Raw genomic sequence first — 21,728 nt, forward strand, 5'->3', positions numbered from 1 at the left:
CAAGTCTCTTCGCTATGGACACCCCTATTGTATTCTTGCTGCTTTTGAGATTCATCATTGGCGGGATGCATATTTGCAAACCAAGGTCGTCATATCTGCCGATGTCCCATATCCCTCCACGCCATGCAGGGTGATATCCAATTCCTTTTAATTGTCCCAAAACTGTCATCCCGTCTATTGGTGGCTGGCGATATATGGTATCCGTCTATTGTTGATAGCAAAAAAAAGATGCCATAAAATCAATATCTAGACAATCTTGTGACTGCACCATTTGAAAATATGTCTTTGTGATTATTTCGAGGGGAATGAATTTCTGATCGTTAGCCGTGATCCGGGGGGGCTGCTGGCCTACAGGCAAAAGAATTGCGTTAATCCGGTATGTTGATTTGTTCTTTTTTTACCACACCCTTGCAAAATTCAGATATTTGATGTGCGTCTGTTGGCAACCGAGGTGGAAATTTTTTAAAAAAAAGTAGCACGTTTTTTGAAAAGCAATACTAATTGTCGTGCCAGAGAACGGGCCTGAACCTCTTTAGGCGGGTTGTACAATGTTACCATGGACAATGCGCAAGGTGCACACAAGGCCCGCGGGGTATCTGCCTCCATTGAAAACGAGCAGCAGAATTATTGTTTTTAAAATTTTTCTCACGGGCAGCATGCCCGTGCAATCTTTGTCTGCGGCGCGCTGAGAGCAATCTTGGGGCGCTTTTTGTTTGGGGTAGTTGAAATGTTTTATGCGACATTTAAGCGTGTTATCGCATAGCAGAGGCTTTTTGTGGGTAGTCTGTATATTCTGTGCATTAGCCGCATGTATTGAATTTTTGGTTGTGCAAAATTGATCTTTTTGGTGGTAAATTGAAGATTGATAGCTAACTATTCTTTATAATGTAACATATGTATTTAATGTGGTGGTTGTTATATGGATATATTATGTTAAACTATTGTTATAAAATATTGTTATTGCATGATAAAAAAATTCATTTAACTTCTAATGTTATCATGGCTTATGCCGATATGTTTGATATTGTGCAGTTTATATTGACTTCAAGAGTAGTTTGTTGTTTGTATTTATATAAATTTTTACCTTGATCGATAGTAAAAGTGCTGGTTCTAGCAATATGTTTGATCCTGTGTCTGTTTTTCAATTATTTTGAGGCGCATCTTTAGTGATGCAGGTTTGATGCCCTAATGTTTTGTGATTCGCAATTGTGGGGGACTTATGAGTATCAAGCTGAAAGTTTTGCTTCTATCAATACTCGGGCCAACGCTTCTTGCCATCCTGGTCTTTGCGTACGCAATGCAGAGCATATGGAAGTCTGAAGAAGAGGCTGTCCTTCAATCAGCACGCGGCATTGTCAGCATGGCGGAATCGGCACGCCAGGAAATGGCCCTTAAGTTCAATGGTGTCATCAAGCCGCTTGATGAAATTTCGCGCGATAAACTTGTTGATGCCGTGCCGATCATCACGGCCATAAAAATGGCGCGGCAAAATGCGAGCAAGCTTGGTTACCGGTTTCGTGTGCCCAAATATTCCCCGCGCAATCCAGAAAACACGCCCAACGAGCTGGAAAAATCCGCTCTGGACAAAATCAAGTCGCAGGGCCTCACTGAGCTTGTGGTGCGACAGCCCGACGCCATCCATTATTTTAAGCCAATAGCTCTGACCGCAGAGTGCATGTACTGTCATGGCGACCCAAAGGGTGCGCCTGACCCCATTGGCGGCATCAAGGAGGGCTGGAAGGAAGGCGAAATCCATGGGGCGTTTGAAATTATTTATTCTCTTGATCTTGCCGTTGAAAGAACCAGAAAAGCTGCTGTCGCTATTGGAACAGAAACAGTTGTCATACTGATTTTAATTGTATGCGCGGTCTGGTTTATCATGCGCAACAGTCTTGTAAATCCTCTTTTGCGGCTTCAGATATTCGCCCGGCAGGTTTCTGAGGGGGAACTGGATACGCAGCCCAAGGGCTCCTTTAAGGCGGAATTGCAGGCTCTGGAGCGCTCTCTGACAGCCATGGTGTCCCGCCTGAAAGAAAAGATACTCTTTTCCGAGCAAAAAACGGCAGAAGCCGAAGAGTCTGAAGCCCGAGCAACGCAGCATGCCCAGGAAGCGTCCGCTGCCAGGGACGATGCTCTTAAATCGCGTGCTGCGGGCATGGTTGAAGCTGCCAACATGCTTGATGGTGTTGTCGGTTCCGTTACCTCGGCATCTCAGGAAATTTCAGCCCAGGTTGAGCAATCCAGCAATTTTGCCTTGAGCCTCTCAAACAGCATGAATTCTGTTGCCGCTGCCATGGAGCAGATGAATACCTCTGTTCATGAGGTATCAACCAATGCGGCGCAAGCTTCATCTTCGTCTGAACTGGTAAAAGTCAATGCGAATAAGGAGCTTGGCGAAGTTCGTATCATGGTTGAAGCCATCAAGTCCGTGCAGACCATGGCAAACAGCCTGAAGACCGGAATGAGCGAGCTGGGGCATCAGGCAGAAGACATTGGCAAAATTATGAATGTCATCAACGACATTGCAGATCAGACCAACCTGCTGGCCCTGAACGCAGCCATTGAAGCCGCCAGAGCGGGGGATGCAGGCAGGGGCTTTGCCGTGGTTGCGGACGAAGTTCGCAAACTTGCAGAAAAAACCATGCTGGCCGTAACGGAGGTGGGCGATGCCATCAAGGCCGTGCAGCAGGGAACGCGAAACAATGTCGACAGCGTTGATGCGGCTGTGGAGGCCATTTCAAAGGTCAACGGCATGGCCGAGGGAACAGGGGAATCCATCAGCCAGATCACACTCCATGTGAACGAAATGGCTGGGCAGATTCAGGTCATTGCCCGCGCAGTGGATGAGCAGACGCACGCTTCTGCTGAAATAACGCAATCCATCTCTGCGGCAGATCAGAATACGTCCGAGACTTCGGCGGCGCTTCAGGAGATATCAACGGCACTGATTGACCTTTCGCAGCAGAGTCAGGTTCTTGAGTCTCTTATTACCAAACTGCGGAATGGTGCAAAGCAGATTACGGCAAAGCTTGATTAGCGGTGCGCAAACAGCGCGGAAAGGCCGCGTTTGCCACTGGTTTTTTATTTGCATGGTCATAAGCTCGGGCGGGCAAAGCATATTCGCCTCCAGAACGCCAACAGTTTGCAAACAACGATTGAGCGCGTTTCTGGGGACGGCGCATTGCCCGCCTTTACTTTGCCTCAGGCATGCGGAATTGCGGAGTACAGGTCTGTGCTATATACTCCCGCTCTATGATTATTCTTGGCGACAGAGACATCAAGACGCTCCTTCTGGATCTGGCGCAACAGCGCGCAGTGGAAGACGTGCTTTCGCTGGCTGTTAAAAGCCTCGGCACCGCGTGCGATTCCGCGCTGGTACGCATATGGCTTGTGGAACCGGACACCGCCTGTCCCACATGCGCGGACAAGTCAATCTGCGCGGGCCGGGGCCGATGCCTGCACCTCAAGGCCAGCTACGGCAAATCCCGCACCGATGGCAGGCTGTGGACAGAAACGGAACTGTCTGGATTTTATCGCTTTCCCCTTGGCAGTCGAAAGGTAGGGGCCATAGCTCTGACCAACAAACCGCTTGAGGTTGCCCGCATTGACGGCACGGAACCCTGGATCGCCGACCCGCAATGGATCGAGCGGGAGGGCATTGTTAGTTTTGCCGGGCAGCCCCTTGTTTGCCGGGGGGAAACTCTTGGGGTCATAGCGGTTTTTTCGCGCGGCATGCTCGAAGCGGGCACCCTTGAACTGTTGCGCATGGTTGCCGATCATATCGCCTACGCCATTGCCAATGCGCGTCTTTTTGAAATAGCCGATGCCAGCAACCAGAAAAAAGAGCTGGAAAACGCTCACCTGCGCGAAGAACTCTGCGAAGCGCGCAAATTTACGGGCATAATCGGCGAAAGCGCCGCAATCAAGGAACTCCGCGAACAGATTCAGATTGTCGGCGATACGGAAGCAACCGTACTCATTCAAGGCGATTCCGGCACGGGCAAAGAACTTGTCGCCCATGAGCTGCACAAGCACAGCAAAAGAAGAAACAGCCCGTTTATCAAGATAAACTGCGCCGCAATCCCGCAGCACCTTTTTGAAAGCGAATTTTTTGGTCATGCCAAAGGGGCTTTCACTGGCGCGATCAACGACCATATGGGATTTTTTCAACTGGCTGACGGCGGGACTCTTTTTCTTGATGAAATTGCCGAGATCCCGCTGGAGCTTCAAGGCAAGCTGTTGCGGGTCATACAGGACGGAGAGTTCAGGAGAGTCGGCGAAGGTAAAAGCCGACACACCGATGTGCGGATCATCGCCGCCACAAATAAAAATCTGAAGCAGGCCATCCAGAACAAGACATTCAGGGACGATCTTTATTACCGCCTGCAAGTCTTCCCCATCCTCATGCCAGGCCTTAAAGAGCGGGAGGAAGACATCCCCCTGTTGGTGCGGCATTTTATTGGCATTTTTTGCAAAAAAAATAACCGTTGCGCCTTTGACCTGACGGAAGAACAGATGCTCAGGTTGCGGCACTATAGCTGGCCGGGCAACATCAGGGAATTACAGAATTTCGTTGAACGAATGGTCATCACCGGACGGCCAGAGCAGGCTCTGACCTATCTTGCCCTTTGCGGGCCAGCAGATCAGGCGGGAAAAAATAGCGGCGAGACTGCTGCTGGCCCGCAAAAGATTTTGACGGAAAGGCAGATGCGGCACATGGAAAAAGCCAATCTGAAAGCCGCGCTGGAACGGACAAACTGGCTCATATACGGAAACCGGGGCGCTGCGGCCTTGTTGGGGATAAAACCAACAACACTTATTTCCCGGCTCAAACGGTTTGATCTGTATAAGCTCCGCCCGGCATCCATATCCTTTGACGAGCCAAAGGATTTTTCCGGGGCCGATTAATTTACGCAGTTCCCTATGAAAAAAGGCGAAGTTCCGGCGGCAATGGCGTGCTCCGAAACTTCGCCTTTCATGTCATCTGCCTGCAGTGCAGATCAGCTCAGCGAGGTGCGGGATTGTGGAGGAACGGCATTTCCTATCCCTCGCCCTCGGCCTGGCTTTGCTTTCCAGCCCCCTTGAGGCCGTACATGGTTGTACTGCCTGAGGACCAAAATTCCATCACTTCGCATTGCACCATTGAAGTCAGAATTTTTTTTACTTCTCTGGGGCCTTTTTCAGGAAAAATTTCCAGAAAATCTTTGAAGTAAAATTTGGTCTTGTTTTTCTCGCTGATGAAATCAACGATTTTTTGTTGATCCGGCGTCATGGTAACCTCATTGTGCCTTGGCACCCCGCAGAGGGAAGCGGGGTGCCCCAGGCTGTTAGAACTTGAACTGCGTGCTCTGACGCCACGTGTAGTAGGCGGGATCACGGAAGTCGTCGATAAGGTGGTGGGTGAATTCAAGGCCGGTCATCTTGAAGAAGGTTTCCCAGCCGATGCGTTCAGCCCAGTCGCCCAGACGTTCGTACTTGTTGGCGTTGGCCGCGTACACATCCACAATATGCTTGATGGTTTTGGTCAGTGTGGGCCAGCGGGGCGGTTCGTTGGGGATGTAGCCCACAACGACCTTGGAGAACTTGGGCATGCTGATGCGGTTGGAAACCTTGCCGCCGACCATGATGGCAACGCCGTCGCCCTCGGCATCCGAAATGGGCAGCGCGGGGCACATCGTGTAGCAGTTGCCGCAGTACATGCAGCGGTCTTCCTTGATGGCGATGGAGTTCACCTTTTTGCCGTTATGTTCCACCTTGGTGGGGCGCACAGCGGCGGTGGGGCAAGCGGAAACCGCCAGCGGAATTTCGCAGAGCTGGTCAGCCCATTCGTGGTCGACCATGGGGGGCTTGCGGTGAATACCCACAAGGCCGATGTCCGAGCAGTGCACAGCGCCGCACATGTTGATGCAGCAGGCAAGGGCGATACGCACCGGGGCGGGCATGCGCATGTCTTTAAACTCTTCAAAGAGGGCGTCCATAACAGCCTTGACCGGGCCGGAGGCGTCGGTCGCGGGGGTGTGGCAGTGCAGCCAGCCCTGAGTGTGCACCATGTTGCTGATGCCGGCGCCGGTGCCGCCCACGGGGAACTTGAACGAGCCGCCGTCAAACTTGCGGCTGTTCAGGTCGTCGCGCAGAGCCACCATGGTGGCCTTGTCTTCCACCATGAATTCGATGTTGCTGCGCGTTGTCCAGCGCAAATGACCGCCGCAATACTTGTCGGCAATATCGCACAGCTCACGGATGTGGGTGATGGACATGGTACGGGTGCCGCCAATGCGCACCGTGTAGCAGGTTTCGCCGCTTTCGGCCACGTGTACGAGCACGCCGGGCTCCAGAATTTCGTGGTAGAGCCATTTGCCAAAGTTTCTGGCAATTACCGGCGGAAAGAATTCATTATATTTGCGGGGGCCAATATCGCTGATACGGCCTTCCATCGGTTTTGCGGGATTGTACCCGGAAGAAATAAAAGCCATGTTCTTCTCCCCCTTTGACTAGCGTTGATGGCGTTTGCGGTAAGCAGCGAGGTCACGGTTCCAGCCGCCGGGCACTTCTTCTTCCTTGAAGAAGATGTACGGGTTGGAACGCGGTTCCTTCACATGGTAGGCAGCGGCGGGAGTGTCGGTGACTTCCAGCAGCTTCTGGAACGACAGGCGCTTCATGGTTTCACCCACGCGCTCGCGGTTCTTGCCTTCTTCCATCCACCAGTCCCAAATCTTTTCGATGACTTCTTTCACGTCATCGTAAGGGGCTTCACAGGAAACGAAGGGCACGAGCAGCGAACCCATCTGGGCGCCGTCCACCACGGGGGCCTTGGCGCCCACGAGGATGCTCGCGCCGCGTTCGTCACCGATGTGCAGAGCGCGGGGCATGGTGTTGATGCAGTGCATGCAGCGCACACAGTCGGCGGTCTTGATGGAAAGCTTGGAGCCGTCCCACTTCATGCACTTGGAGGGGCACAGATCAACGACTTCCTTCTGGATGTCGAACTTGCCCCAGTCGCGACCGGAGTGAGCGCCGGCGTTGGGGGCGAATTCGCCGCCCACGTAGCCCTTCACGGCGTCCTGGTCGATCTTGATGTCGTCCTTCCAGGTACCGACAACGGCAAAGTCGGAACGCGCCATGGCGCACACGCAGCCGTTGGGGCAACCGTCGAACTTGAACTTGAACTTGTAGGGGAAGGCGGGACGGTGCAGTTCGTCCTGATAGTCCATGGTCAGCTGGTAGCACATGTCCTGCGTGTTGTAGCAGGCATATTCGCAGCGCGACTGGCCAAGGCAGGCTTCAGGCGTACGCAGGTTGGAGCCGGAACCACCCAGGTCGACATTCATCTTGTGGGTCAGTTCGTGGAAGATTTCTTCCAGCTGGGGGGTCTGGGTACCGAGCAGCACGATATCGCCGGTGGAACCGTGCATGTTAGTCAGACCAGAACCACGCAGATCCCAAATATCGCACAGGTCGCGCAGGAACTTGCTGTGGTAGTACTTGCCGGAAGGCTGGGCCACACGCATGGTGTGGAAGTGCGCCACGCCGGGGAACATTTCGGGCTGGTCGCAGTAACGGCCGATAACGCCGCCGCCGTAACCGAACACACCCACGATGCCGCCGTGCTTCCAGTGTGTTTCCATTTCGTTGTAGGAAAGCTCAAGCACACCCAGAAGGTCTTCAGGGCAGTCCACAGGGATCTGATACTCGACATTGTTGGCATTGGCCGCGCGATGCGCAGCTTCCTGCTTGATATCGGATACAAAGCTCGGCCATGGACCGGATTCAAGCTGATCCAACTGCGGCGTTGCGAATTTTGACATCATCACACCTCAAAAGTTCATTGTTCTGTCCAGCCCAGAGCACAAAGCCAGACATTGATCGAGCAAAATCAAATGCCACCGGAAGCTGTGCAAAGCACGGCAAGTTGCCCGCTCAGTCTCCGTGGTTTCCTTTTGCCAGCTTCAGCCCAATATGCTTTCCCCATTGTGTGGGGGAGCAGCATCATTGGGCCGTAGTATTCAAAAACCAAGCCGTTACATATTATTCCTTTAATTGCGGTGTGTTGCCGTATTCTCTACTCATCAATCGCTCTTGGTAAAAATGATATTTCATAAATAAAAACGAAATTTCGTTGTTTTTACGCAAATATTGCTGTGTTTAAGGGCTGATGCTCTGCGTGGGGATATGGTCGGTTGCTTGATTGGCTCTGGAATCTGAGGGGGAGGTGGGCTAAAAAATATTTTTTTTCAGGGGAGGCGGGAGGCGATATTTTTTCTGATGGGGCCTGAAGGGCACATCTGCGCATGCCACGTATCAGATTAATATTGCAGATTAAAAATTTTCAAGGCAGGGTGTCACAGGCAGACAAATGTGAAGGTAAGGTTATTTTTTGTCTACTGGTATCTCATGTTGACAGGAATACCAATTATGGCATGATTCAACCACCTCAACTGTTTTTTTCGTGCAATTCCCCGGCTTCCGTCGGGGTTTTGCATTTTTTTTGGTGCCTGCCAATGGGAATTCCCCAACTGCCTTGTGCACCGGGCAAGTAGCAAAAAACGCAAGGCCGCACAAATAGAAAACCGCGCACACCGCCTCTGATAAAGGACGGCTGCGCGGTTTTATGTCTTTCGGGCCTGAAGAGCGGTGAGCAGGGATTGTTCCCCACACTCCGGCGCGGCTGCCAAACGTCAGCTTTTGCGGATGCGCACCTTGTACTTGCGCAGAAAGTCGGCAGGCAGGTAGGTCATCTTGGCCTGACGCAGGCCTTCTTCGTCCAGATCCTGCGCCCGGTTGATGTAGGTAAATCCCGCGCCAGCGTTGCGCGAGAACAGGCAGTTGATGGTCTGGTACACGCCCTTGAAGCCGTTGAGGCCTTTTTCGTAATGCACGCCAAGGTTTGCGCCGTCCAGATTTTCACCTACGCTGAAGGCCACCATCTTGCCGTCCACATAGAGCGAACCGCCCACAAGCCCGGTAAAACAGTTCCAGTGGCTGAGCACACGGTTGATGGCTTCGTTCTCGGCCCTGAGCGAAGGCGATTCCTCGCATTCGTGCCACTGGCACCAGTCGTCCTGCACAGCCAGCACGTCTTCAACCATGGCATCGTCCAGCGTGTGGTAATCCGGCTGACCATAGGTCTTCACATAGCTGTTGAGATGATTTTTCTTTTTATGAAAGCGGTTGCCCGGCAGTTCCGCCAGTTCTTCCTGTTTGTACAGGTATTCCCACTGGCCGCGGTCTTCTTCCGCATCCACAAGGCCGGGCAGTTCGCGCTGCCAGATTTCCAGCAGCTTTTCCGGCACGCGGTTGATGTTGTGGGCCTCGGGATTGAATCCGCAGGGCAGCAGATCCTTCCACGACACCGCGTTCCAGTCGCCCACAGGGGCCCAGCACACGGCATAGGGCCGGGTCTGGCGGATCCAGCAGAGGTTGTCCTCAAAGCACCATTCAAGCCCGTAGTAATCCTGCCAGCCCCACAGGTTTGCCAGGGTGTAGTCCAGTGAACGCTGGGGGGTGCGGCCCCACAGTTCGTAATACTGTTGGCGTGCATCCAGACTGACAGGGGTAAAGGTCTTGCTCACAATCGTCTCCTCGCGTCTCAATGCGCAAATGCAGACAGTGCGCGGGCGCATGCCAAGGTGCCGCAGTTGCGGCCTCTCGGGCGGTATTTACGGGGTTTGCGGCTGACGGCAGCGGCTCATGGCAAAGCGCGTCCAGTCGCTGAAAAGCACCACATAAAGCATGATGCTGGTTTGCAGAATCTGGGATACGAGCATGGCCACAAATACGCCCGAGGCCGTGCCCCAGAGCATGTGACCAAGCAGCCAGCCCAAGGGCAGGCGCACCAACCAGAAACTGCCGCCAAAAATCATGAGGTTGTACTTGGTGGCACCGGCTCCCGTCATCACGCCGCCCATCACAGTGCTTGCGATGGAAAAGGGCGTGGAGAGCAGGTTGTAGGTAAGGTAGCTCACAATTTGCGCTTGCGTGCCCGGCTCCTGCGAGAGCAGGTGGGCCACCTCCTGCCGGAAGGGCCAGAGCAGGGCGGCCATAAAGCTCATGGCCACAGCCGCAAGCGTCACCATATTGAGGGCCACGCGCCGGGCCTCGGCGGATTTGCCCGCGCCAAGGCTGTTGCCCACCAGCACGGCCACGCTCATGTTGAAGGCCATGCCCGGCAGAAACAGCAGGGCCTCCACCCGCAAACCGGCATTGAGACCGGCCAGTGCGTTGACGCTGTCGGAGGGCAGTGACGCCACCAGAACAAACAGCATCATGTAGCCGGACTGCCATACGATCTGCGCCGCGCCTGCGGGCAGGGCCACCTTGAGCAGGTAGGGCAGGCCAGCGCGGAGCCAGCGCAACGAGGGCAGGGATTTGCGGCTCAGATAGCCGGAATGCGCCAGCAGCACACAGTTGCACACAGCACCAAGATACTGCGCGCCCACGTTTGCCCAGATCAGGCCCATATAGCCCATGTTGGGCATGCCAAACCAGCCGAGCCCAAGGCCAAGGCAGGCCAGCAGGTTGCACAGACACACGCCGGAAGCAACCCACAGGGGCGGCAAAACCTGGCGCGTGGCGCGAAACATGACCCCGGTTGACGCGTACAGATACTGCGCAGGCAGCCCAAGCATGCTGGCGGCCCACATTTCGCGGGTTTGCGGCATGATGCTGTCAGGCACCATGAGCACGCGCAGTATGCCATCGCTGAAAAGGGCGGCTGCCAGGGCCACAAGAAGGCCAAGCCCCATGCAGCCGATAACTGTTGTGCCGATATAACGCTGGGCGCGCATGACTTTAAGCGCGCCCAGCGACTGGCTCACAGCCGCAGTTGCTCCGCTTGAAACAGCCATGGCAACCACCATCAGCAGGATGCTGCACTGGTTCACCATGCCCAGCGCCGCCTGAACGTCCGCGCTGATCTGTCCGGCAACCCATACAGCCACAAAGCCCATGAAGAACATAAGGTACATCATGAGCATCTGGGGCCAGGTCAACCGCCAGACCGCGCGGGGGGAAGTGCTCAGGTCGGGCGCGGGCCGGGCCTGCTGCGCGGATGCGCCGCGTAATTGTGTCACATTAATCCATCAGGCATCGCGCAAGATCCTCAAGGGTTTCGCGGCGGCGGATAAGTTTGGCAGTGCCGTCGCTTTGAATGAGAACTTCAGCGGGGCGACGACGCTGGTTGTAGTTGGAACCCATAGTAAATCCATAAGCTCCGGCGTCAAGTACCCCAAGCACATCTCCCTCGCGCATAACGGGCAGTTCGCGTTCCTTGGCAAGGATATCGCCGCTTTCGCAAATATTGCCCACAATGGTCTGCACCATGTTGTTGCGGGCCTGCGTGTCGGCACCGTAGATTTCCACATCGTGGAAGGAATCGTACATGGCGGGGCGCACAAGCACGTTGAAGCCCAGATTTGTGCCTACGTAGCGCTTGTCGCCATTGTTTTTGACGGCAAACACGGTGCCCAGCAGCACGCAGCATTCTGCGGCCACATAGCGGCCCGGCTCCACAAGAAAACGGCCTTTGTAACCGGATTTTTCAGACCAGCCCGCAATGAGGGCGTGCAGGTGTTCGCCAAGGTCGGTCATGCTCAGGCGGGCCTGCCCCTCGTACTTGTGGTAGGGAATGCCAAAGCCGCCGCCAAAGTCGATGACTTCAAGCTTTGCCAGCATGCTGGCGGGCAGGCGGTCGGCAAGGTGCAGCAGCACTTCGGCGGCATCAAGGTAGCCGTCGGGTTCCATAAAGAGCGAGCCGATGTGCTGGTTGATGCCAGCCAGCGTGAGGTCGTGCTTTTCAAGCAGGGCAAAAACTTCGTCCAGCTTGTCGGGGGTGACGCCGAACTTGGTGTCCTTGCCAGCTGTGATGACCTTGGCATGGTGACCAGCGCCAATGCCGGGGTTAAAGCGCACCATGACCTTGCCGCCCTTGTTGATGCGGCCAAGGGTATCAAGCTGTGAAAGAGAATCCACACTGATAAGCAGCCCGCGCGAAACGGCGTTTTTCAGCTCGGCTTCAGAATTGTTGTTGGAAATGTACAGAATTTCGGCGGGCGTAAAACCGGCCAGCTCGTCCATGTACAGTTCGCCGGGGCTCATCGCGTCCACCACCAGCCCTTCTTCGCGCACTATGCGCAGCAGGGCGGGGGTCGCATTGGCCTTGACAGAATAGTTCACGCCGAAACCGGGGTGTTTGGAAAGCCCCATAAGGTCGCGGCAACGCTGCCGCAGCACGTTCTCATTGTATACATAGAGAGGGGTGCCGAAGGTTTCAGCCAGCTCGCGGGGGGTGTGGCGGCCATAAAAATTGCATTCGTCGGTGTACGTGGAGCGGATATCGGACATAAAATACCTCTGAGATACCTCTGAAAGATTGCGTGTGCCGCCCGAACAAGAGCGGGGTTTTCCCGTTGAGAGCAATTGCTGATTATTAGTGTCGTATGGCACTCTGTCAAGCCTGCAAGCGGCTGTAACGGCGGGGTGACAGCCGTGTCGCGTCAGGGGGGGATGCAACTGCGGCAGTTGTATTTTTATCGCAATGGCACGCAAAAGATCAAAGCCAGCAAACCCGCTCTGGCAGGGGAATTGGAGGCATTTGCGGCAACGTTGCAGATTGACAGAAGGCCCCCGGCGTGTTTTGCTTGCACTTTATTATCGGGCGTTATTATTTTCGCGGGCGGGTTTCTGCCCTGGCAGCTTCTGCCGACAATGCGGCACACTGCCGCAGACCGCCCACACACACTGCAATGGAGTAGTTATGCCTATTAAAAAAGGCGATACGGTGCGCGCGCATTACACGGGTACCCTTGACGATGGCACGGTGTTCGACTCTTCGCGTGAGCGCGAACCCCTGGAATTCGTGATGGGCAAGGGTATGCTGATCCCGGGTTTTGAATCCGCCGTTGATGGTCACGAAGCGGGCGAAACCGTTACCGTGACCGTTGCGCCTGATGATGCCTACGGCGAGGCTGATCCCGAACTGGTGTTCACCGTTCCTCGCGCCCAGGTGCCCGACCATATTCCCCTGAACGTGGGCGTGCCGTTGCAGCTCTCCAACGAGCAGGGCCAGATGGACGTGACCATCACCGAAGTTGGCGCGGACGAAATCACCCTTGACGCCAATCACCCCCTCGCTGGCAAGACGCTGACGTTTGAAATCGAAATCGTGAGCGTGAGCTAAAGCGGTTTCTGGTTCGCGCTTCCGGCTTTGCCGCTGCCTTATTGGCCGTGTTGATTGATTCCGCTCGGCTGGCTTTGTGTGGTGGCGGGCAGTTCCAGGGCGCGTTCCGTTAGAGTACACTGTTCCGGGCCTGGCCTTCATGGTCAGGCCCGGAGATTATGGCTTTGGTGCGGGCGTCTGCACGGCGTCCGCAAGGCCTCTGCAACAGCCCCCCTTGTCCGCGTGCGCCAGGGCAGCACGGGCGCGGGCGTTTTGCGGTTTGCATGCAGCGGCATAAATCCAACCGCCATAAGCGGGAATATCGGCACCCCCAACACTGCGTCAGCCCTGAACGCGAGGTTCGTCCATGAGCAGCAAATCCGCCAGACAAAGCGCCATTGAGGCCATCACCACCTACAAACCCGAAGCGGCCCCCCTGAATTTCGTGGACACCAAACCCACTGATATTTTCGGGTGCAACGTGTTCAATGACCGCATCATGCGCGAACGCCTGCCCAAGAGCGTGTACAAGGCGCTGCGCAAAACCATTGAATTCGGCGAACGCATGGACCCCGCCATCGCCGATACCGTTGCCGCAGTCATGAAAGACTGGGCCATTGAAAAGGGTGCCACCCATTTTACCCACATTTTTTATCCCCTCACCGGGCAGACTGCCGAAAAGCACGACAGCTTCCTGATGCCTGACGGCGCGGGCGGCGTGATCGCGGAATTTTCCGGCTCCATGCTCATTCGCGGCGAACCTGACGCTTCTTCCTTCCCCTCCGGCGGCCTGCGCTCCACCTTTGAGGCGCGCGGCTACACCGCATGGGATGTGACCAGCCCCGCCTACATCATGGAGAACCCCAACGGCACATTCCTGTGCATCCCCACCATGTTCCTTTCGTGGACGGGTGTTGCACTGGACAAAAAAACGCCCATGCTGCGTTCCGGCCAGGCCCTGAACCGCGAGGCGCACCGCGTGCTGGCGCTCTTTGGCGAAGACACGCCGCTGCCCATTGTTTCCTACGCCGGGCTTGAGCAGGAATACTTCTGCATTGACCACAACTTCAATTTTGCGCGTCCCGACCTCCAGATCGCCGGGCGTTCCCTGTTTGGCGCGCGTCCGGCCAAGGGACAGGAATTCAGCGACCAGTACTTTGGCGTTATCCCCCAGCGTGTGCTTTCGTACATGATGGAAGTGGAGCGCGAACTGTACAAGCTGGGCGTGCCCGTGCGCACCCGCCACAACGAAGTGGCCCCCAGCCAGTACGAAATTGCGCCCCTCTTTGAGGTGAGCAACCTTGCGGTTGACCACAACCACATCATCATGGCCAAGCTGCGCAACGTGGCAAAGCGCTACGGCCTCAAGTGCCTGCTGCACGAAAAGCCCTTTGCGGGCGTGAACGGCTCGGGCAAGCACCTGAACTATTCCATCGGCAATGCGGAACTGGGCACCCTGTTTGATCCCGGCGAAACCCCGCATGCCAACGCCAAGTTCCTGGTGTTCTGCGCCGCCATGATCCGCGCCGTGCACAAGTTCGGCGGTCTGCTGCGCGCAACGGTCGCCAGCGCCAGCAACGATCACCGTCTGGGCGCCAACGAGGCTCCGCCGGCCATCATGTCCATCTTCCTCGGCGATCAGCTGACGGAAGTGTTTGAAGCCTTCCGCGCCGGACGCGTTGAAAACGCCGCCGGTGGCCGCACAGGCCGCGCCCTCAATCTGGGCGTGGATACGCTGCCGCCGCTGCCCGCCGATCCCGGCGACCGCAACCGCACAAGCCCCGTGGCTTTTACCGGCAACAGGTTCGAGTTCCGCGCGCTTGGCTCCAGCCAGTCTGCGGCGGGTTCCATCACCGCCCTCAACACCATGATGGCCGATTCGCTGGGCTTTGCAGCCGACTGGCTTGAAAAGGAACTGGCTCAGGGCAAGACCTTCAATCAGGCTCTGGAATCCTTTATCAGCCATGTCATTGACGAGCACAGCGCCGTTATCTTCAATGGCGACGGCTACTCCGAAGTGTGGCACAAGGAAGCCGAGCGCCGTGGCCTGCCCAACCTGCGCACCACCCCCGAGGCTCTGGCCGAGCTGACCAAGCCCGAAGTGGTCAACCTTTATGAAAAGGCGGGCGTGCTCAACAGGGCCGAACTCAAGGCGCGGCAGGAAATTTACCTTGAGCAGTACTGCAAAACCGTGCGCACCGAGGCCAATCTGGTTATCCGCATGGCCAATACCATCATTTACCCTGCGGGCATGCGCTATCAGGGTGAACTGGCCGCCACGGCAGCCAATATGCGCGCCATCGGCAAGGATCCCAAAACTGTGACCCTGGCCGAAATCACTTCAAATCTGCGCCTCATGCAGGATGCCTGCGGCCAGCTTGAAGAAGTGCTGGCCAAGGCGGACAGCCTGGGCTACGGCTTTGAAGCCGCCCTGAGCTACCGCGAATATGTGCTGCCCCGCATGGTTGAAGTGCGCCGCTACGCAGACATGCTTGAAGTGCGCGTGGCTGACGACCTGTGGGCGTTGCCCAACTATCAGGAAATTCTGTTCGGCAAGTAGGCCTGTAGGACAGGGGAGGGCAAAGCCGGTTCGGGCGCGCCCTCCCGCTTGCCATAGCTGATGCTGTAACGGAAATTTACTGAAAAACCGCTCTGCGTTGTTGACAGCCTGCGGCTGGATGCGTAGTGTGACTTGAAACATAAGGAACTAGGCATTTATATGAACGTTTTCTCCAACACCATTTCTAACAGCTTCAAAGGCTGGTGGTGGCGCATCCAACTGCGTGGGGGAGACGTGCGGGCTTAATAGTTCCGGTACGTTGGCATTGTCGTAAGTAGACGCCGTCTCCCCAAGGGAGGCGGCGTTTTTTGTTTTTCAGGCACAAAAACCCAAAGGATGCGCCAGATGAAAGAGAACGGTGATGCGCAGCATATGCTGACGCTGCAACAAACCGCCCGCTGGTTGCCAGCGGATATGGACACGCCCATCAGCCTGTTCATGGGCATGGTCGGGGCCGGTAACGGCATCTTGCTTGAAAGCGCCGAGGTGGATGGTCGCTGGGGCCGTTACAGCATTCTGGCCTGCGATGCGGCTTTGTTCATCTCCTGCCGCGATGGCAAGCTTGCGCTGGACATCCGCAACGACATCTTAACGCCTCTGGCGCGCTTTGAGGGCAAACCCTTTGTGGACGGCCTGCGGGCGCTCATGGCTGCGCTGACCATAGCTGGCCCGGCCAATATCACAAATCTGCCGCCTATTACCCGCGCTCTTTACGGGTATCTTGGATTTGGCATGGCTGGCCTGTTCAACCCCAAGCTGGCCCCGGTCATGCCGCAGAGCGAGGCCGACTGCCTGCTCATGCTGCCGTCAACCGTGCTTGTGTTCGACCATCTGTATAACCGGCTCTGTCAGGTGAGCCTGGGCGAACACCGCGCGCTGCAAAGCTCGCGAGAATCGCTGGAAGCCCGCGCCACGGGGCAGGCCGGTGGGGTGCGCATCAATCCCGATAACGTCTGCGCCGAACCCGGTGAAGAAGGTTATAAGGATTACGTGCGCCGCATCAAGGAGATGCTGCGCCAGGGCGAGGCCATTCAGGTTGTGCCTTCCGTGCGGTTTTCCACGCCTTTTGAGGGCAATCCCTTTGAACTGTACCGCCGCATGCGCCGGTTCAACGCCTCGCCCTATATGTTCTACATGCGCTTTCCCGATCTGACGCTTTTCGGCTCCTCGCCTGAGGTCATGGTGCGTTGCACGGCGGGGCATTTGCAGCTTTCGCCCATTGCAGGCACGCGCAAACGCGGCGCGGACGACCTTGAAGACGCCGCCCTTGCCGCCGAGCTGCGTGACGACCCCAAGGAACGCGCCGAGCACGTCATGCTGGTAGACCTTGGCCGCAACGACCTTGGCCGCGTGGCCCAGCCCGGCTCGGTGAATCTGGAACGCTATATGGAAGTTGAGCGCTACTCCCACGTCATGCACCTCACCAGCCGGGTCAGCGCCCGGCTTGAGGAAGGCCTGGACGCTCTGGACGTGCTGGCGGCCACCTTCCCGGCGGGTACGGTTTCGGGCGCGCCCAAGGTGCGGGCCATGGAAATCATCCGCGAGGTGGAAGGCCGCGCGCGTGGCCCCTACGCTGGCTGCATCGGCTGGCTCGGTCTGGACAAGGACAGTGTGAACCTTGATACAGGCATCACCATCCGCAGCATGTGGATGCGTGACGGCAAGCTCTTCTGGCAGGCGGGCGGAGGCATCGTGCATGACTCCGATCCCGATCTGGAATGGAAGGAAGTGTGCAACAAATCAGCCATCATGCGCCTGGCCCTGCGTGCGGAGGACGAAGAATATGTTTCTGCTCATCGATAATTACGATTCCTTTACCTACAATCTTGTGCAGGCTTTTTACGCCTTGGGCCACAAGCCCGTGGTGCTGCGCAACGATGACCCCGCCGTGCTGGACATGGCGGTGAATCCCGAGCTTTCCATGGTCTGCATTTCGCCAGGGCCGGGGCATCCCGCCGATGCGGGGCTTTGCCCGGAGTTCCTCAAACGCCTCAGCCCGCGCATTCCCGTGCTGGGCGTGTGCCTTGGGCATCAGCTTTTGGGGCTGCATGCCGGGGCCAAGGTTGAGGTCGGCCCGTGCATCATGCACGGCAAACAGTCTGAAATCGTGCACGACGGCACGGGCATGTTTTTGGGCCTGCCCAACCCCATGCGCGTGGGCCGCTACCACTCCCTTGTGGTACGCGCCGATGAAGACGCGGAAAACCCCCGCTTTACGGTCACTGCCCGCGCACCCGAAGGCGAAGTTATGGCCCTGCGCTACAATGACCGCCCGTGGGTGGGGGTGCAGTTCCACCCCGAGTCCGTGCTTACGCCGGACGGCCTGCGCCTGCTGGGCAACTTCCCGCAGAGCATCCTCGGCACAGGCGCGGAAACCTCCGACTTCTCCGGTATTCTGGAGCGTCTGGCCCGCAGGGAAAACCTCTCCGCCGAAATGGCGGCGGCGGGTTTTGCAGCCCTCATGGACGGCAAGATGACTCCGGCGCAGGCGGGCGGTTTCCTCATGGGGCTGCGCATGAAGGGCGAGAGCGCCCTTGAACTGGCCCACGCCACGCGCGCCGCACTGGCCCGCGCCGTGCGCGTGGACGGCATTTCGGGAACAACCATCGATGTGGTGGGCACCGGCGGGGATGGACGCAATTCCTTCAACTGCTCCACGGCCTCTTCTCTCATTCTGGCAGGCATGGGCTACAGGGTGGTCAAGCACGGCAACCGGGCGGTTTCGTCCAAGTGCGGCAGCGCGGATGCTCTGGAAGCCCTCGGCATCACGCTGGAAAAAGACCCCGCCTCTGTGGCCGAGATGGTCAAAAAGCGCAATTTCGCCTTTATCTTTGCCCCGTACTTCCATCCTTCCTTTGCCAATATCGGCCCTGTGCGCAAGGAGATGGGCGTGCGTACCCTGTTCAACATTCTTGGCCCCATGATCAACCCGGCGCGGCCCAGCCATCTGCTCATGGGCGTGGCGCGGCCCGAACTGGTTGAGCTGGTGGCCGAAACCCTCATGCAGTCGCCCCTGCACCGCGCCGCCGTGGTCTGTGGCTCGGGCAATTATGACGAGGTAACGCCTATCGGCCCCACCAAGATGGCCTTGCTGCACAATGGCAAGGTGACGCCCATGATGCTTGACCCGCAGGAATTCGGCATTGCATCCTGCACTGTGGAAGATCTGGCCGTGAGCGGCAAGGAAGAAGCCGTGGCCGTGCTCAATGATATTCTCAACGGGCAGGGGCCGCGCGCCATGATGGACATGGTGGTGCTCAACGTGGGGCTTGCCATCTATCTGCTGGAAGAAAAGATGGATATGGCCCTGTGCATGGCCCGCGCCCGCGAGGCCGTGAGCGCGGGTGTGGGCAGGAAGGTGCTCAATGCTGCTTGAGCGTTTTCGCAAAGCCAAGGAGGCTGAGGTCGAGACCCTGCGAGCTCTGGAAGCTCAGGGCGTTCTGCCAGCGGTGTATGAAGGGCAGCGGCCAGATTTTGCTGCGGCCTTAACTCTCCGTGCGCCGGGCTGCCCTCTGGCGGTGGTGGCGGAGTATAAGCGTGCCTCGCCTTCACGCGGCGTGATCTGCGAGAGTCTGGATGTGGAAGATGTGGCGCGTCAGTATGCCGCCGCAGGGGCCAGCGCCGTGTCGGTGCTGACGGAAGAAACCTTTTTTCGCGGGCGGCTGGAATATCTGGCCCGCGCCGCTGCCCCGGCGCTCTACAATGGGCCGCCCGCGCCTCTGCTGCGCAAGGATTTTATTTTTGATCCTTTGCAGGTGCGGGCCACGGCAGCCACGCCAGCCTCAGCCCTGCTGCTCATTGTGCGGCTGACGCCGGACGCCGCGACCTTGCGCGCCCTGCGTGAACAGGCGGAGGGCTACGGCATCCAGGCTGTGGTGGAAATATTTGATGCCGAAGATCTGCGCCTTGCCCGTGAGAGCGGGGCGCGCATCATACAGGTCAATGCCCGCGATCTGGAAAGCCTTGCGGTGGATCGCGATGCCTGCCTGCAACTGATACAGGCCTGCCCGCCCGTCAATGGCGAACTGTGGATTGCAGCCAGCGGCATGTGCAGCGCGGAGCATCTGCGGGCAGCGGCATCTGCGGGGTATCACGCCGCCCTTGTGGGCAGCGCCCTGATGGAAGGCGGCGCTCCGGGCGAGGCCTTGGCGGCCATGCTGGGAGCCACGGTCAAAACTGATGGAGATTGCACATGCTGATCAAGTTCTGCGGCCTCACACGGCAAGAGGATGTTGACCATGCGGCCAGCCTTGGTGCTGCCATGTGCGGTTTTATCTTTCATCCTCGCAGCCCGCGCGGCGTGACGGTTGCTCAGGCGGCAGCCTTGGACAGTGGCTCCATGCTGCGGGTGGGCGTTTTTGTGAATCAGGGCTCGGACGAAATCCGGCGCATCATGGACGAAGCCCGGCTTGATTACGCGCAACTGCACGGTCACCAGAGTGTGGAATGCGCCCGCACCATCGGCGCGGAGCGCGTCATTCGGGTGCTCTGGCCCGACCGTTACACCCACCGTGCTTTGCTGTACAATGATTTACAACGCAATGCCGAAGCCTGCGCCTATTACCTGCTTGATGCGGGGCTGAAAGGCGGTGGGAGCGGGCACAAACTGGACTGGTCGGATCTGGCCAGCCTGCGCCCGGCGCATCCCTGGCTGCTTGCCGGGGGATTGAGCGCAGCCAACGTGGCAATGGCCGTAGGCATGTGCGCGCCTGCCGGGGTGGATTTCAATTCCGGCGTGGAAGACGCGCCGGGGTGTAAAAACAGGGAAAAAATGGCGGCTGCATTTATGGCCGCAAACTCCAAAGGCAATGGGTATTCGCTATGAAAGACAGTTACTTTGGCGAGTTCGGCGGCTGCTTTGTTCCCGAACTGCTTATGCCGCCCCTTATGGAAGTGGAAGCGGCCATGCGCGACATTTATCCCACCGAAAAGTTTCAGGCAGAGCTGAAAGACCTGCTGTTCAATTATGCCGGGCGCGAAACGCCGCTGACCTATTGCCCCACGCTTTCGGGCGAGCTTGGTTTTGACCTGTGGCTCAAGCGCGAGGATCTGCTGCACACGGGCGCGCACAAGGTCAACAACACCCTTGGGCAGGCCCTGCTTGCCAAATATATGGGCAAAACAGCCCTGGTGGCGGAAACCGGCGCGGGTCAGCACGGCGTTGCCACGGCTGCGGCAGCCGCCAGGCTGGGCATGGAATGCACCATCTATATGGGTGCGGAAGACGTGGTGCGGCAGGCTCCCAACGTCATGCGCATGAAGTTGCTGGGCGCCACCGTGCATGCGGTGGAAAGCGGCACCCGTACCCTCAAGGACGCCATCAATGAGGCATTGCGCGCCTGGATCGGCAGCCAGAAAACAACCCACTACTGCTTTGGCACCGCTGCCGGGCCGCACCCTTTCCCCAAGCTGGTGCGCATGCTGCAAAGCGTGATTGGCCGCGAAACCCGCGCCCAGATGCTGGAAAGAACCGGGCGGCTGCCTGATGCCGTGGTGGCTTGCGTGGGCGGCGGCTCCAACGCCATCGGCATGTTCCATCCCTTTGTGGATGACGCCAGCGTGCGCATCATCGGCGTGGAGGCGGCAGGCACGGGCGAGACCGGCTGCTTCAATTCCGCCCCGCTGAATCTTGGCACCCCAGGTGTTCTGCACGGCGCGTACAGCATGCTGCTGCAAAACGAAGACGGTCAGGTTGAACCCTCGCACTCCATTTCTGCCGGGCTGGATTATCCCGGTGTGGGGCCGGAACATTCGTGGCTGCAAAAAATCGGGCGCGTCCATTACGGCATGGTCAAGGACGCCAACGCGCTCAATGCCTTCCAGCGCCTGTGCCGCGCAGAGGGCATCCTGCCCGCGCTTGAATCTTCGCACGCTCTCGCCTGGGTGTTCGACCACCCGCAGGAATTCAAAAAGGGCGATCAGGTGGTGGTGAACCTGTCTGGTCGCGGCGACAAGGATCTGGGCATTGTCAACAAGGCGCTGGGCTTTGCGGCGCAGGGCCAGGAAGAGGTGTAG

At 57.3% G+C, this 21,728-nt stretch carries 15 protein-coding genes; 9 read left to right on the plus strand and 6 right to left on the minus strand.

Annotated elements, in window-relative coordinates; translation table 11 throughout:
* Positions 1 to 1,219: 1,219 nt before the first annotated feature.
* Positions 1,220 to 3,037 (plus strand): methyl-accepting chemotaxis protein, encoded by a 1,818-nt coding sequence (locus G449_RS16790; protein WP_022659191.1) that lies wholly within the window; start codon positions 1,220 to 1,222, stop codon positions 3,035 to 3,037.
* Positions 3,038 to 3,252: 215 nt separating this feature from the next.
* Positions 3,253 to 4,908 (plus strand): sigma-54-dependent Fis family transcriptional regulator, encoded by a 1,656-nt coding sequence (locus G449_RS0110105; protein WP_022659192.1) that lies wholly within the window; start codon positions 3,253 to 3,255, stop codon positions 4,906 to 4,908.
* 133 nt (positions 4,909 to 5,041) lie between these two features.
* Here G449_RS0110105 and G449_RS0110110 read toward each other — a convergent pair whose 3' ends face one another.
* From G449_RS0110110 to lysA, 6 genes are all read right to left on the minus strand, one after another.
* Positions 5,042 to 5,272 (minus strand): dissimilatory sulfite reductase D family protein, encoded by a 231-nt coding sequence (locus tag G449_RS0110110; RefSeq protein ID WP_022659193.1) that lies wholly within the window; start codon positions 5,270 to 5,272, stop codon positions 5,042 to 5,044.
* Between the two features lie 55 nt (positions 5,273 to 5,327).
* Positions 5,328 to 6,473 carry a dissimilatory-type sulfite reductase subunit beta gene (gene dsrB / locus G449_RS0110115; protein ID WP_022659194.1) on the minus strand — a complete coding sequence of 382 codons (1,146 nt, stop codon included), beginning with the start codon at positions 6,471 to 6,473 and terminating at the stop codon, positions 5,328 to 5,330.
* A gap of 18 nt (positions 6,474 to 6,491) precedes the next feature.
* Positions 6,492 to 7,805, minus strand: a complete 1,314-nt coding sequence (gene dsrA, locus G449_RS0110120; RefSeq protein ID WP_022659195.1) for a dissimilatory-type sulfite reductase subunit alpha — start codon at positions 7,803 to 7,805, stop codon at positions 6,492 to 6,494.
* An 870-nt stretch (positions 7,806 to 8,675) separates the two neighbouring features.
* Complete coding sequence (locus tag G449_RS0110125; RefSeq protein WP_022659196.1) at positions 8,676 to 9,569, minus strand: DUF2156 domain-containing protein; 894 nt, start codon at positions 9,567 to 9,569, stop codon at positions 8,676 to 8,678.
* Positions 9,570 to 9,656: 87 nt separating this feature from the next.
* Positions 9,657 to 11,069 carry an MATE family efflux transporter gene (locus G449_RS0110130; RefSeq protein WP_022659197.1) on the minus strand — a complete coding sequence of 471 codons (1,413 nt, stop codon included), beginning with the start codon at positions 11,067 to 11,069 and terminating at the stop codon, positions 9,657 to 9,659.
* A gap of 1 nt (position 11,070) precedes the next feature.
* The gene (gene lysA, locus G449_RS0110135) at positions 11,071 to 12,339 is read right to left on the minus strand and encodes a diaminopimelate decarboxylase (RefSeq protein ID WP_022659198.1); all 1,269 of its coding nucleotides are present in this window, start codon (positions 12,337 to 12,339) and stop codon (positions 11,071 to 11,073) included.
* A 412-nt stretch (positions 12,340 to 12,751) separates the two neighbouring features.
* Here lysA and G449_RS0110145 point away from each other — a divergent pair, with 412 nt between their 5' ends.
* The 7 genes from G449_RS0110145 to trpB all read left to right on the plus strand — a co-directional run bounded on the left by G449_RS0110145 (position 12,752) and on the right by trpB (position 21,728).
* Positions 12,752 to 13,174: an FKBP-type peptidyl-prolyl cis-trans isomerase gene (locus G449_RS0110145; protein WP_022659200.1), complete on the plus strand. Its 423-nt coding sequence runs from the start codon at positions 12,752 to 12,754 to the stop codon at positions 13,172 to 13,174.
* A 346-nt stretch (positions 13,175 to 13,520) separates the two neighbouring features.
* A complete protein-coding gene (locus G449_RS0110150) occupies positions 13,521 to 15,713 on the plus strand; it encodes a glutamine synthetase III family protein (RefSeq protein ID WP_022659201.1) in 2,193 nt (730 codons plus the stop codon).
* Positions 15,714 to 16,058: 345 nt separating this feature from the next.
* Positions 16,059 to 17,516 carry an anthranilate synthase component I family protein gene (locus G449_RS0110155; RefSeq protein ID WP_022659202.1) on the plus strand — a complete coding sequence of 486 codons (1,458 nt, stop codon included), beginning with the start codon at positions 16,059 to 16,061 and terminating at the stop codon, positions 17,514 to 17,516.
* Positions 17,497 to 19,089 (plus strand): anthranilate phosphoribosyltransferase, encoded by a 1,593-nt coding sequence (gene trpD, locus G449_RS0110160; protein WP_022659203.1) that lies wholly within the window; start codon positions 17,497 to 17,499, stop codon positions 19,087 to 19,089. Before G449_RS0110155 ends, trpD begins: the two co-directional genes overlap by 20 nt.
* Positions 19,079 to 19,912: an indole-3-glycerol-phosphate synthase gene (locus tag G449_RS0110165; RefSeq protein ID WP_022659204.1), complete on the plus strand. Its 834-nt coding sequence runs from the start codon at positions 19,079 to 19,081 to the stop codon at positions 19,910 to 19,912. The genes trpD and G449_RS0110165 overlap by 11 nt, the downstream gene beginning before the upstream one ends.
* Positions 19,906 to 20,538: a phosphoribosylanthranilate isomerase gene (locus tag G449_RS0110170; protein ID WP_022659205.1), complete on the plus strand. Its 633-nt coding sequence runs from the start codon at positions 19,906 to 19,908 to the stop codon at positions 20,536 to 20,538. Before G449_RS0110165 ends, G449_RS0110170 begins: the two co-directional genes overlap by 7 nt.
* Entirely contained in the window at positions 20,535 to 21,728 is a 1,194-nt protein-coding gene (trpB, locus tag G449_RS0110175) for a tryptophan synthase subunit beta (RefSeq protein ID WP_022659206.1), read from the plus strand. The genes G449_RS0110170 and trpB overlap by 4 nt, the downstream gene beginning before the upstream one ends.

The organism is Desulfovibrio desulfuricans DSM 642 (assembly GCF_000420465.1).
Taxonomy (GTDB): Bacteria; Desulfobacterota; Desulfovibrionia; order Desulfovibrionales; family Desulfovibrionaceae; genus Desulfovibrio; species Desulfovibrio desulfuricans.